The sequence below is a fragment of the Corynebacterium sp. P4-C1 genome, assembly GCF_030503595.1.
GTDB lineage: Bacteria > Actinomycetota > Actinomycetes > Mycobacteriales > Mycobacteriaceae > Corynebacterium.
The window spans coordinates 1,976,262-1,988,707 of record NZ_CP129966.1; the positions used below are offsets into that span (position 1 = coordinate 1,976,262).

Sequence of the window (12,446 nt, forward strand, 5' to 3'; positions counted from 1 at the left end):
GACTAGATCACGCACGGCATTCAGTCTTTCAGGGTGGCGTAGCGGTGGCGGTGGTGCTCGACGAATCCGAGTTTGTCGTACAGCCCGATGCCGGCATCGTTGCTGGCGAGGACCTGCAGGTACGCGTCCGTCGCGCCGCGCGAGGCACCCCAGCGGAGCATGTGCCAGCCCAGCTGAGTGCCCAGACCGCGGCGCCGGTGGCCGGGGGCGACCTCGACCGCCGAATAGCCCAGCCACACACGCCCGTCGTCCGAGGACGTGATGGTGCCACGGGTGATTGCGACTGTTTCCCCGTCGCCGTCAGCCAGTAAGCGGCCGAAGCCGAGTTCCCCGTCGATCTCCTCGGCGAGCTCCTTGAGAGCTTCCGGAGGCAGCGGCTGGCCGCGGAAGTGGTACATGCCCAGCCAGGCGGCATCGGGGTGAGAGTCGACGCGGAAGGTGGGCAAGGGAGCTGGCTCCGTGAATTCCGCCGCCTCAGACAGGTCAGCAAGGTCATCCTGGTCGGGGAGATCCGCGAGTGACCGTGTCATGGTGATGATCTCCGGCCCCAGCTCCCACCTGTCCGGGTCGCGCTGGATGAGGTTGAGCGCCGGTTTGCCGATGCGCTCCGGAATCAACAACTGCACCGGCATCCCGCGGGAGCGGTAGAAGTCCGTGATCGCGTCGATCGGGACGGGCTGCAGGCCGGCAGAGTGGCCGATCGGGGTGGCGCTGTTGGAGCGCTCGGTGATGGAGGCGCCGGAGCGGGCGAGCCAGGCGTCGATAAGCGAATGTTCTTGGCCAGGGAACGCGCGAGCCGTGGCTGTCTCGACGGCGCGGATGTCGCTGTTGCGGATGCGGCGCGGGCTGAGACGGCGGACGATGAGCGGCTCGTCGATGCGGATCGCCTCGGCGTCGGACGGCAGGCCGCCGACCTTCTGCGGGCACACGACCAGCGGGTCGAGGGTGACAATGTGGCCGATCACATCTGTGGCGTGGTTGCCGTGGCGGCGGCGCACCACCACTCGGTCGCCCGGCGCAAGCGGTTCGGAGCGGAACACTAGTGGCCGAACGGGTCCTCGTCCACGCCCGGCATCCACGTGCTGCCCGCGTGGTCCCAACCGTTGCGCTTCACCGCGCGCTTCGCCGCGCGCTTGTGGCGGCCCGTGAGAACATCCAGGTAGACATAGCCGTCAAGGTGGCCGACCTCGTGCTGCAGGCAGCGGGCGAAGAAGCCGGTGCCTTCCACCTCGATCGGCTTGCCGTTCTCATCCAGGCCCGTGACCTTTGCCCACTCTGCGCGGCCGGTGGGGAACGTCTCGCCGGGGACGGAAAGGCATCCTTCGTCGTCATCATCGGCCGGCATCGTTTTCGGGATCTCGCTGGTCTCCAGCACCGGGTTGATCACCGTGCCGCGGCGCATCGTGTCCCCGTCCGGGCAGTGGTAAACGAACAGGCGCTTATTCACGCCGATCTGGTTCGCCGCCAGCCCCACGCCGTACGCCGCATCCATCGTCTCGTGCATGTCAGCGATGAGCTCCTGCAATTCCTCCACCGGCTCCGTCACCGGTTCCGTGGGCGTGTGCAGGACAGGGTCGCCGTAAATGACAATCGGTCGGATCATTACCTCAGTATAGGATCGATCCGTGGACTCCTTTGACTTAGCCGTACTCGACTTCGCCGGCCGCGCTCCCCGCAGCCTCGGCGCCCGCGAAGACGCCATCAGGGCTGAGCTGGGCATATCGCCGTTCCGCTACTACCAGCGCCTCAACGTGCTTATCGACGACCCCGCCGCCCTCGCCGAACGCCCCCAGCTTGTGCGCCGGCTGCAGCGGATTCGGGAGCAGCGGGTTCTCGGCGGGGGGTAGGCCTGCGGGCTTTGCGATCTGGGCGGCCTAGTCGACCTAGTCGGCTTGGGTGGTCTGGCGGGCTTAGGTGGTCTGGCGGGCTTGGGTGACCTAGGGCGGCTCGTTGCGGGCCTGTTTCCAGCTCGAAAATCGCAGAAGGTAACGATCGAACGGTAACAATGCTCTTTTTCAGCGGTTTATGTCTCTAAAGGTGAGCATTATGGACCGTTGTTACCGTTCGATTGTTACCGTTCATAGATTGGGCTCCGCGAGGTCGGCGGTAATCCGCTGGTGCCGGCCGGGCGCGCCCCCATCCTGAAGCAGGTACATCCGATACGCATTTGCCTGAGGTGTCGGACGTTTCGGCGCGTCGCGCGATGAATGGCCATTGCCGTTCATTAGGGTGACGGCTGTGACTAATGTGAATCCTGGTAATCGTGACCCGCGTAACGGCCGCTTCGGCGGCATCCGCAAGCTCTTCGGCCGAGACAAGAGCGAGGACCTGCTGCAGGACCGCGAGGACCTCGCGGACGACCTTGAACGAGATGACCTGGCTCAAGATGACCTCGTGGAGGACAACCGCGTGAAGCGGTCCCCGGCACAGGACCACGCGGCCGACCGCTACGAGACCGCCGGCGACGGCTCTTTCGACGAGGCGCTCGACGAGTACTACGACGCCCGTGACCAGTACGACCCACGTGAGGAGCGCGCCGCTCGCGAGGCCGCCGAGCACAAAACCGTCGAACGTGAAACCGTCGCGCGCGAGCCTGTGGCCCGCGGCAAGCACCACCGTCGCGAAGAGGTTGACTCTGACAGCTACGGCTACACCCACGGCCACAAAGAAGCAGCGGGCAGCACTGCCGCGACGATGGGGGCCGAAATCGGTGACTACGTCGATGGCGACAATAACTACGGGTACACCTCTAAGGAAGCCGTCTACGACGACCGCGCCGATTACGACAACTATGACGACGAGCTCGCGGACTCCGTCGAGGCCGACCGTGCCGGCCGTGCAGACCGCGCAGACCGCGATGACCGCGACGACCGCACAGTCGCCGCGCCGGTCACCCGCACCGCGACAGCCGGCACCGGCTCGAGCACCGCGGCAGCCGCAGGTGGCGTGCCTAAGCGCGGACTGGCGATGATCCTCATTGCGGTGGGGCTGCTGCTGGCGTTGTGGGCTGTGTACGCGCTGACCAAGGGCGGTGCTGATCACCAGGCTGCTAATGACCCGGCGGGCCAGTCGGTGCAGAATCAGAATGACCCGAACGTGCAGGGTCAGAACGGCGCGGGCCAGAACCCGAACGACCCGAACGCGCAGGGCCAGAACGCGCAAGGCCAAAACGGCGCGGGCCAGAACCCGAACGACCCGAACGCGCAGAACCGCCAGCCGGGCCAGGGTGGCACGCAGGGCAACGGCGCCGCCCCGGTGGGTGCGAACAACCCGATGACGGCTGAGAACGAGACGGTGAACATCTACAACAACTCGGCGATGCAGGACTTCGCTAACCGCGTGGCCGCCCAGGCCAACGAGAAGGGCATGAAGGTCGGCGAGGTCGGCAATATTCCTGGCGAGAGTGCGATCTTCGAGCAGAACACCGTTCTCTACGACCCGGCAACCCCGGGTGCGGAGGACCGTGCACGCGAGCTGGCAGACAAGGTTGGCGGCATCGCACTCGCCAACGACGACCGCATCCCCGCCGAGGCCAAAAAGCCCGGTTCCCTGACGCTGGTGCTGGCGGAGAACCGAGAGGTAGCTCTCTAGACGGCAGCCTAGGCTGGCCAGGCCAGCCGGAAGGAGAGGCCGAGCCTGAAATTAAACCCCGGACCGCCCCCGCAGAAACTTGCGCGGGGGCGGTCCATGCCGTATTCAGAAGGAATGACTGAGCCAGCAAACCAGGCCGTGATGGACCCGTTCCGGGACTTCGCCCGTTCGTCGGGTCCGAGCTTGGGCGTTGAGTGGGAAATCGCGCTCGTCGATCCAGAGACGGGGGATTTGGTGCCGCGCGCCGCGGAGGTCATCGAGGCGGTTGAGCAGCGGTGGCCGGAGACGCACCTGGAAAAGGAATTCCTGAAGAACACCATCGAGCTGGTCACGCCGGTGTGCGGCACGACAGCGGAAGCGATGGAGTACCTGCGGGCCACGAAGGACAAAATCCAGCAAGTGGCCGACGAGAAGAACCTGCAGTTGTGGGCGGGTGGCGGCCACCCCTTCGCGGATTTCCGCACGCAGCCGGTGGGGGACAAGCCGACCTACACGGAGATCATTAACCGCACGCAGTACTGGGGCAAGCAGATGCTGCTGTGGGGCACGCACGTACACGTGGGTATCCGGCACGAGGACCGCGTGTGGCCGATCATCAACGCGGTGATGACGAAATACCCGCACCTGCTGGCTATTTCCGCCTCAAGCCCGGCGTGGGAGGGCCTGGACACGGGCTACGCGTCGAACCGCACGATGCTTTACCAGCAGCTCCCCACCGCGGGCATGCCGTACCAGTTCGGTAGCTGGCAGGAGTGGGTGGAGTTCATGCGCGACCAGACGAAGTCCGGTGTTACGTCGCACACCGGCAGCATGCATTTCGACGTCCGCCCCGCCGCCAAGTGGGGCACCGTCGAGGTGCGTATTTCGGATGCGGCGACGAACCTGGAGGAGCTCGCCGCGGTCGTGGCGCTCACGCACTGCCTGGTCGTGCACTACGACGAGATGATCGACCGGGGAGAGGAACTGCCCACCTTGCAGCCGTGGCATGTGGCGGAGAACAAGTGGCGCGGTGCCCGGTACGGTCTTGAGGCCGAGGTGATCACCAGCAGGGACACAGATGAGCGTCTCGTCACGGATGAACTGGTGGACATGGTGGAGGAGCTGGGGCCCGTCGCAAAGCGTCTCGGCTGTGTCGACGAGCTGAACCTCGTGCTCAAGATTGTGGAAAATGGCGCGGCCTACCAGCGTCAACGCGAGGTGTACGAGCGGACGGGCACGTGGCGCGGGGCCGTGGACCAGGCGGTTGCGGAGCTTCGCGCCGGGCACCCCTAAAGCCCTGGCCCCGCAACCCAGCTCAGAAACCCGGTGTTAGATCCTGCGCTGCAGGTCCCCGGGGTGCTCGTTGATCGCAATGTCGTCCTCGTCGCCGTAGAGGCCTTCACGGCGGGAGACGCGGCCGAGTCGCTGTGCGGTGACCGGGTTTGTCATCAGGGCGAAGAGGACGAGCAGGAAGAGCATGCCCACGTCGCCGCGCTGGCCGACGTCGAAATGCTCGGAGCCGGTGAGTCGGAAGATCACGCCGAGAATGACCATGATCAGGCCGACGGTTTGCGGCTTGGTCACGGCGTGGATGCGGGCGAGCGTCGTGCGGAAGCGCGTGATGCCCACGGACGCGAAGAAGACCTGCAGCGCGCCGATGACGATGAAGATCAGCGACAGCACGTCGGAGATGAATTCCCAGGTCAGCATCCCTACAGTGCACCATCCCTCTTGCGGAAACGGGCGACGGACAGCGAGCCGATGAAGCCGAGCATGGCCACTACCACCATCGCGTTGACCACGGTGGTGTCCAGCGTCCAGCAGATATAGGTAGCCAGGGCGCACTGGATGGAGGCGACGACACCGTCCATGGCCACGACACGGTCCAGCGAATTCGGCCCGGTGATCAGCCGCCATGTGGTGATGAAAAACCCGGCGGCCAGCAGCACCGCCGCCACCGCGAGCACAGAATTGTAAATCGCGTCATCCATGTTTCTGGGCCTTTCTCTTCTCAAAAATAGCGATCATCGAGCGCTCAAGCTTATCGACGTCCGCCAGCGCCTTCTCCACATCCTTCTGCGTCCCCGCGGACAGAACGTGGATGGTCCAGGTGCGGTTCGCTAGATCGATGTCGGTGACACAGCCGCCGGGCTGGAGGTTGTAGGCGCAGGTGGCGAAGTACAGCGCCAGCTCGGAGTTGAGCCGCATCGGGACTTTGAAGATCGCGCTTTTGGGCGGGTCCGCCGGGCGCACCGCCAGCCAAGAGACCTGGACGGCGGCGACCAGCAGTTCGACGACCCACCTGACCAGGAACACGATCAGTTTGGGGATGTTCACGCTCACGCCGCCGGAGGGCAGTTTCGGCAGCGGCAGCAGCATGGTGATGACCATGCCCAAAGCGATGCCGGCAAAAACGTTGCCCCAGGTGAGCTCCCCCATGAGGAGCGCCCACATGAGCGTCATCCAGAAAATGAACCAGGGGCGGAAGCGGGCCGAGAAGTCCCGGAGGAAGGAGCGCTTCGGGTGCTTGCGCTGGGCGGGTGTGGAGGTCGTCGGGCTCATCGTGCGGCCTCCCCGGGGGTTTCGTCAGCGGGCTCGGGCACGGGCACCGTCGTCACGCCAGCGCTTGGTTCCTCAATGTCGTGGATGCGGTTGGTCAGGGAGTCGGAGTCGTTGACACGTGTGCCGTCGTCACGTGTGCTCTTGTCGAGGGTGCGGGAGGGGTTGGACCAGTCGCTTCCCAGCACGGCTGTGCGGTAGAGCGCGGTGTCCAGCACGGAGTCGGCGGCGCGGCCGGTGATGGCGGAGATGGGGCCGGCGAGGAACGTGATAGCGACGGACGCGGCGACGAGCGTGGCGGTCGATGCGACCATGCCGGCAGGAACGCGGCCCGCGTCCTGGCTGTCCTCGAGGGCGACGGTGTCGGAAATATCGCCGAGAGGGCTAACGCGGACGGAGACTACATTGCCTTCGGGGGCATCGGAACGGTCACGGAGGAACGCCTTGGACCAGACGATCATCATGGCGTACAGGGTGAGCAGCGACGTCACCACGGCACCGATGATGAGGACCCAGGAACGCCAGGACCCCTCCTCGGCACCAGCCTGGATGAGCAGGACCTTGCCGATGAAACCGGAGAACGGCGGGATGCCGCCCAGGTTGAGCGCCGGAATGAAGTACAGCAGGGCGATCACGGGGGCGGTGTACAGCAGGGACCCCAAGCGGCGCAGCTGGGAGGAACCCATTTGGCGCTCGATGAGGCTGACAACCAGGAAAAGGGAGGTCTGCACCAGAATGTGGTGCACTGCGTAGAAAATCGCGCCGGACAACCCGTGCGCTGAGCCCAAGGCCACACCGAAGATCATGTAGCCGATGTGGCTGACCAGGGTGAACGACAGAAGACGCTTGATGTCGTTTTGGGCGAGGGCACCCATCACGCCGACGACCATGGTGGCCAACGCAACCCACATCAGCAGATGGCTCAGCGGGCCGTCGGGGAACATGGTCACGCGGACACGGATGATGGAGTACACACCGACCTTGGTGAGCAAGCCCGCGAACACCGCGGTGACCAAGGAAGCGGCGGTGGGGTAGGAGTCCGGCAACCACGCGTCGAGGGGGAAGATCGCCGCTTTAATGCCGAAAGCGACGAGCAGGGTGGCGAAGATGGCGGTGCGGGTCCCGTCGGGAATCTCCTCCAGACGCATGCCGGCCTGCGCCATATTCACCGTGCCCACGGCGGCGTAGACCAGGCCGAGGGCGAAGATGAAGATCATCGACGACGCCATGGATACCATCACGTAACCGATGCCGGCACGCACCCGCTGCGGGGACGCGCCCATGGTGAGCAGGATGTAGGAGGCGACGAGGAAGATCTCGAAACCCACGTACAGGTTGAATAGGTCGCCCGCCAGGAACGACAAGTTCACGCCCATGGACAACAGCATGTAGATCGGCAGGAAGACATCGACCGGGTCGTTCTCGTTGCCGTCGCGGATACCCTGGCTGATCGCGAACCACATGACGCAGAACAGCACGATCGCCGACACGAACAGCATGATGCCGGAGAGGCGGTCGGCGACAAACGTGATGCCGACCGGGGCGTCCCACCCGCCCATCTGCAGCGTCTGGATGCCCGCGATGTCCGCCACCAGAATCATCGACGCCGCGATCACCGCCAGCGCCAGGAAGGTGAAGAACGCGATGTTGCGCTGCAGCGGGCGGCGCTTTCCGGCGAGCAGGATCAGCGCGGCGGACAGCGCCGGCAACAGCACCGGCAGCGGAATCAGGTACGGCATCGCCGGCAGCAGGAACTCGACGTACGACTCGTAGAAGGTCGGGTCGGCGAAGGTGGGGTTATTCATCGTCGCCCTCCTTCAAGGGGTCTTCGAAGGAGCGGGGCCCGAAAGCGTCGCCGCCGCTGCGCAAACGACCGGTCTCCGGGTCGTCGGAAGCGTCCGCGTCCGGGGCCGCCGAAGGGGTGGCCGGACGCGCGGCGATGGCCTGGTCCTCCGTGTCATGCTCGATCACGTCGTCGGTGCGGTAGCGGTACTGCCTGTACAGCAGTGCCAGGATGAACGACACCATCGCCATCGCGATCACGATCGCGGTGAGGATCATCGCCTGCGCCAGCGGGTCGGCTGATTGGTCGGTGGACATGGAGTCGCGGTCCAGGATCGGCGGGGCACCGGCCTGCCCGCCGGACTGCAGCAGCAAGAGGTTCGCGCCGTTGCCGATCAGCATCACGCCGAGCAGCATGCGCGTCATTGCTCGGTCCAGCATCAGGTATACGCCCGCCGCGATCAGCACGCCGGAGGCGATGAGCAAGAACAAATTCGCTTCCATTACTGCACCTCCCCAGTTCGAGTTGTCGAGATTCCGCGTTCAGCTTGGGCACGCTTATCGACGTCTCGCCTTCTCCCCCGCAGCCGCGCCCCCGCCCGCTGCTTCTCCCGGGCCCGCTTGCGCTCCTCGTTCTTCCGCTGCAGGGCACGGGCACGGTCGCGTGCACGCTCCTTGCGCTCGTCCTCCTCGCGGTCGATCTGGCCGCCGAGTGAGGTGAGAATGTGCATGACCAGGCCGACGACGATGGTGTAGACACCGGCGTCGAAAAGTAGTGCGGAAGGAACCGTGACAGGCCCGATGAGCGGAAGTTCCGGCTCGATGTAGCCGCTGGTCAGCGGCGGGTGGCCGAGGAACATCGGGGCGACGGCGGCCGCGCCGGAGAGCAGCAGGCCGGTGCCGAGAAGTTTCGACGGGTCCACCGGCAGCGCCTCTTCGAGCTCGTCGCGGCCGCCGGCGAGGTAGCGCAGCGTGAGCGCCAGACCCATCACCAGGCCGCCGGCGAAACCTCCGCCGGGAGCGTTGTGGCCGGAGAAAAAGAAATACGCGGACAGCAGCACCATCGCGGGGAAGAGGAGACGGGTGACCACGTCGACCATGATCGAGCGGTTCTGGGCCTTCTCGCCTTCCACACCGGCGGCGAGCCAGCGCGGGCGGCGCGTGGACAGCGTCGGACGGCGTGAATCGCGCGTGAAGGACTGGGTCCGGTAAATCAAACTGGCCACGCCCGTCGCCGCGATGACCAGCACGCAGATCTCGCCCAGGGTGTCCGCCGCGCGCAGGTCCACGAGCAGCACGTTGACGGTGTTGCGCCCGTGGCCGATCTCGTAGGCCAGGTCGGGCATGAGCACCGAGATTGGCTCGGCCACCCGCGCTGACATCGCCGCCATGGCCACCACCACGACCGAAAGGCCGGTGCCCACCGACAGCCATGCGCGCAGGCGGTTGTCCGCGTCCTTCTTCACATCCACCTCAGTGGGCAGCTTGCGCAGGACCAGCATGAACACGACCATCACGAGCGTCTCCACCAGCACTTGCGTCAGCGCCAGATCCGGGGCACCGTGCAGCGCGAAGATCAGCGCCGAAGCGTAGCCGGTGAGCCCCACCAGGATCACAATGGACAAACGGTTGCGGATCATCGTCGCGGCGACCGCGCAGCTGATCATCACCATCACGGTCATGCCCTGCCACGGAGTGTCCCACAGGATCATGTGGGTGTCGGCCGTCTCGCCGAACACCAGCGCCGCCAGCGGCACCACCATCAGCACGCTGAAGATCACAGCCAGGTTGATGGTCAACGAACCGCGCTGCGTCGACGCCGTCAAACGCAGCGACGCCTGCCGCAGCACCTTCAGCATGTTGTCCCACAGCGCATCCGCGTCGCCCAACGCAGGTCTTTCAAATTGAGCCTTCTTCACCAGTGCGCGCTGCCAGAACATCACGGCACCGGCCGCGATGATCACCGCACTCAGTGCCAGTGGCACCGTGAAGCCGTGCCACAAGGCCAAGTCCTGGTGCTCCGTGTCCGGGAAGCGCACGTCGAGGTACTCGTTGATCAGGGATGACAACGGCTGCGGCACCGCACCGAACACCACGGTGAGCAGAACCAGGAGTCCAGGGGGAGCCCACTGCAGGAATTCGATGGGTTCCATGTCGCGGACGGCGGGGGACGTGCCGTCGATAAGCTCGGCGCTCATCTCGTCCTCCCGCTTGCGCGCGAACGCGCCCCACAGGAAACGCAGCGAATACGCCATCGTCAACACGGAACCGAGTATGAAGCCGACGAGCAGAATATTGCGCGGCATGCCCACCAGCAGCTCCTCGTGGAGCGCGGCCTCGAGCGCCGCTTCCTTAGCCACGAAACCCCACAGCGGTGGAATGCCCGCCATCGACGCCGCCGCGATCGTGGCCAACCCCGCGAGCAGCGGTTCCTTACGGCCCAGACCGGACAATTCGCGGATATCGCGCGTGCCCGACGTGTGGTCGATCGCGCCCACAATCATGAACAACGCCGCCTTGAAAAGCGAATGCGCGAACACCAGCGCCAGCCCCGCCAGCGTCGCCTCGCGCGAACCGACACCCACCACCGCCGTCATGAATCCCAGCTGCGACACCGTGCCGTACGCCAAAATCAGCTTCAAATCCCGCTGCTTCAACGCCATCCAGCCACCCAGCAGCATCGTGAACACGCCCGCAGGCAACACCACCACGTGCCACATGCTTATCGACGCAAAATCCGGCGCCAACCGCCCCACCACATAGATTCCCGCCTTCACCATCGCCGCCGAGTGCAGGTACGCCGACACCGGAGTCGGCGCCGCCATCGCGCCCGGCAACCAGAAGTGGAATGGCGCCTGCGCAGACTTCGTCAACGCGCCGAGCAGGATCAGGACCACCGCCGCCGTGATCCCCGGAATGTGCTCCAGATCCGTCATCCCGGCAATCTGCGAGAGCTTCCACACACCCGTCTGCGTGCCGAAGAGAATGATCCCCACCAGCATCGCCAGCCCACCGAACGTGGTGACCAGCAGCGCCTGCGTCGCCGCCCTCCTCGACGACGCACGCTCCCCGTAATACGAGACCAGCAGATACGACAGCACCGAGGTGATCTCCCAGAAGATGTACATCATCAGCAGGTTGTCGGAGATCACCAGGCCGTACATCGCCATCGCGAACATGGTCAGCTCCGCACCGAAAATGCTCAGCCGCCGCGGATTCGAGTCGAAATACCCCCAGCAGTACAACAGCACCAGCGCCCCGACACCGAGAATGATCAGGCCGAACAGCCCCGCATAAGCATCGAGCCGGAACTCGATATTCAGATGCATCCCCGGCATCCACGGATACGCCGCCAGGATCTCCCCGCCGTTGTGGAACGTCCCGTTCGCGAACTGGAACAACAGCCAACCAAACCCGGCTCCCGGCACCAGCGCCAACAGGCCGAAAGCAGGCCTACCGAACGAGCGCAGCAGAATCGGCGCCGCCGCTGTCGCTGCGATCAGCGCGAAAAGCAGGGTGATCACGGTGTCACGGCCCTCCCAAGTTCGTGTCCGACAGGGGTCAAAAAGTGCGCTGGCCCAACAGTGGAGCCAACAGCGCGCAGGCGAGTAAAACACCCTGCCAACTTGGGAAAACTACGTAAAACCAAATCAAAAAGGCGCGTCATCGCTGGCGCGGCCAACGTGTAGCAGTCTACCTATAAGGATTGAGCGGGGGAGGGTTGCATTCGGTGTCCGTGCATCCCCGCGAGGAGAGTGCCTAGCCTCCTAGCCGTAGATCCGCTGGGCTCCCGACGCCATCGCCGCGGCGATCGAGGACTCGCTCGTCGCACCGAAACCAATAGCCCACGCCGTGTTGCGCTCGTTGATCTGGTGAGCGACCTTGATTGCCGTGAAGGTGGCTTCATGCAGCTGGAACTGGTGGAACTCGAGGATTTCGACGTAGCGGCCCTCCTCCGCCAACATCGCCCCGAACGCGTGCGCCGGGCCCGAGGAAGTGACCTCATGGCGGGTGGTCTGCGGCGGGAACGTCTTCGACGTGCGCGTCAGATCTGCCGAGTAGGTGGTGTAGCACCAGTGGTCGTGGCTGGAGCGGATATCGGAGAACTTGACGGTCGGGCTCGGGGCATACGTGGCGCTGAACAATGCCCAGCTCATGCCCATCGCCTCGGCGCGCAATTCCCGCGGCAGGCGGCGCGGGGAGTCGAAGCGGCGCTGGAACGGGTCAAGCTGCTCGCGCTGCGGCTGCTGCTGGGGCGCCTGCTGCGGAGTGTGCTGGGAAGCCTCTTGCGGAGTCGGGGTGAAGCCGGTGGAGCGGGTCTGATTCTGGGTACGGGAAGTGTGCTGAGTCGAGGTGTAAGACACGGTCGATGTCCTTCTACGTTTCGCGGTGAGTGTGTTGGGGTGTACCGACTCGCTGTACTGGGTGGTTAACGACCACTACCCCACACCGCGGGGAGTCGGTTACTCCGCGTTGGGGTCGGTGGCCTCTAGTACCACCTTGAGTACTAGGGCTCGTAGAAGAATCGGCTTTCG

At 65.0% G+C, this 12,446-nt stretch carries 12 protein-coding genes; 3 read left to right on the forward strand and 9 right to left on the reverse strand.

Translation table 11 applies throughout. The features are described 5' to 3' along the window. Window positions 1-20 precede the first annotated feature (20 nt). Window positions 21-1,040 carry a GNAT family N-acetyltransferase gene (locus QYR03_RS09315; RefSeq protein ID WP_259850223.1) on the reverse strand — a complete coding sequence of 340 codons (1,020 nt, stop codon included), beginning with the start codon at window positions 1,038-1,040 and terminating at the stop codon, window positions 21-23. Continuing rightward, window positions 1,040-1,603 carry a peptide deformylase gene (locus tag QYR03_RS09320; protein ID WP_259850225.1) on the reverse strand — a complete coding sequence of 188 codons (564 nt, stop codon included), beginning with the start codon at window positions 1,601-1,603 and terminating at the stop codon, window positions 1,040-1,042. The genes QYR03_RS09315 and QYR03_RS09320 overlap by 1 nt, the downstream gene beginning before the upstream one ends. A gap of 22 nt (window positions 1,604-1,625) precedes the next feature. On the opposite strand from QYR03_RS09320, the gene QYR03_RS09325 reads away from it, so the two are divergent. From QYR03_RS09325 to QYR03_RS09335, 3 genes are all read left to right on the forward strand, one after another. Beyond that, window positions 1,626-1,847, forward strand: a complete 222-nt coding sequence (locus tag QYR03_RS09325) for a DUF3263 domain-containing protein (protein WP_259850227.1) — start codon at window positions 1,626-1,628, stop codon at window positions 1,845-1,847. A 391-nt stretch (window positions 1,848-2,238) separates the two neighbouring features. Beyond that, on the forward strand, window positions 2,239-3,591 hold the full coding sequence (locus tag QYR03_RS09330; protein ID WP_259850229.1) for a LytR C-terminal domain-containing protein: 1,353 nt from the start codon (window positions 2,239-2,241) through the stop codon (window positions 3,589-3,591). A 141-nt stretch (window positions 3,592-3,732) separates the two neighbouring features. Continuing rightward, the gene (locus QYR03_RS09335; protein WP_259850465.1) at window positions 3,733-4,863 is read left to right on the forward strand and encodes a glutamate--cysteine ligase; all 1,131 of its coding nucleotides are present in this window, start codon (window positions 3,733-3,735) and stop codon (window positions 4,861-4,863) included. Between the two features lie 36 nt (window positions 4,864-4,899). Here QYR03_RS09335 and mnhG read toward each other — a convergent pair whose 3' ends face one another. The 7 genes from mnhG to QYR03_RS09370 all read right to left on the reverse strand — a co-directional run bounded on the left by mnhG (window position 4,900) and on the right by QYR03_RS09370 (window position 12,275). After that, window positions 4,900-5,277 (reverse strand): monovalent cation/H(+) antiporter subunit G, encoded by a 378-nt coding sequence (gene mnhG, locus QYR03_RS09340; protein ID WP_259850467.1) that lies wholly within the window; start codon window positions 5,275-5,277, stop codon window positions 4,900-4,902. 5 nt (window positions 5,278-5,282) lie between these two features. Continuing rightward, the gene (locus QYR03_RS09345) at window positions 5,283-5,561 is read right to left on the reverse strand and encodes a monovalent cation/H+ antiporter complex subunit F (protein ID WP_259850234.1); all 279 of its coding nucleotides are present in this window, start codon (window positions 5,559-5,561) and stop codon (window positions 5,283-5,285) included. Beyond that, window positions 5,554-6,132 (reverse strand): Na+/H+ antiporter subunit E, encoded by a 579-nt coding sequence (locus QYR03_RS09350; RefSeq protein WP_259850237.1) that lies wholly within the window; start codon window positions 6,130-6,132, stop codon window positions 5,554-5,556. Before QYR03_RS09350 ends, QYR03_RS09345 begins: the two co-directional genes overlap by 8 nt. Next, window positions 6,129-7,934 carry a Na+/H+ antiporter subunit D gene (locus QYR03_RS09355; RefSeq protein WP_259850238.1) on the reverse strand — a complete coding sequence of 602 codons (1,806 nt, stop codon included), beginning with the start codon at window positions 7,932-7,934 and terminating at the stop codon, window positions 6,129-6,131. Before QYR03_RS09355 ends, QYR03_RS09350 begins: the two co-directional genes overlap by 4 nt. Continuing rightward, window positions 7,927-8,415: a Na(+)/H(+) antiporter subunit C gene (locus tag QYR03_RS09360; protein WP_301713488.1), complete on the reverse strand. Its 489-nt coding sequence runs from the start codon at window positions 8,413-8,415 to the stop codon at window positions 7,927-7,929. Before QYR03_RS09360 ends, QYR03_RS09355 begins: the two co-directional genes overlap by 8 nt. Beyond that, window positions 8,415-11,435, reverse strand: coding sequence for a Na+/H+ antiporter subunit A (locus tag QYR03_RS09365; RefSeq protein ID WP_301713487.1), 3,021 nt, complete (start codon window positions 11,433-11,435; stop codon window positions 8,415-8,417). The genes QYR03_RS09360 and QYR03_RS09365 overlap by 1 nt, the downstream gene beginning before the upstream one ends. A 243-nt stretch (window positions 11,436-11,678) precedes the next feature. After that, window positions 11,679-12,275 carry an acetyl-CoA acetyltransferase gene (locus tag QYR03_RS09370; RefSeq protein ID WP_301713486.1) on the reverse strand — a complete coding sequence of 199 codons (597 nt, stop codon included), beginning with the start codon at window positions 12,273-12,275 and terminating at the stop codon, window positions 11,679-11,681. Window positions 12,276-12,446 lie beyond the last annotated feature (171 nt).

Excerpts from the sequence above, each read along its gene's own strand:
- QYR03_RS09350 (WP_259850237.1), bottom strand. The coding sequence starts at position 6,132 with ATGAGCCCGACGACCTCCACACCCGCCCAGCGCAAGCACCCGAAGCGC.
- QYR03_RS09355 (WP_259850238.1), bottom strand. The coding sequence starts at position 7,934 with ATGAATAACCCCACCTTCGCCGACCCGACCTTCTACGAGTCGTACGTC.
- QYR03_RS09335 (WP_259850465.1), top strand. The coding sequence starts at position 3,733 with ATGGACCCGTTCCGGGACTTCGCCCGTTCGTCGGGTCCGAGCTTGGGC.
- QYR03_RS09320 (WP_259850225.1), bottom strand. The coding sequence starts at position 1,603 with ATGATCCGACCGATTGTCATTTACGGCGACCCTGTCCTGCACACGCCC.
- QYR03_RS09345 (WP_259850234.1), bottom strand. The coding sequence starts at position 5,561 with ATGGATGACGCGATTTACAATTCTGTGCTCGCGGTGGCGGCGGTGCTG.
- QYR03_RS09360 (WP_301713488.1), bottom strand. The coding sequence starts at position 8,415 with ATGGAAGCGAATTTGTTCTTGCTCATCGCCTCCGGCGTGCTGATCGCG.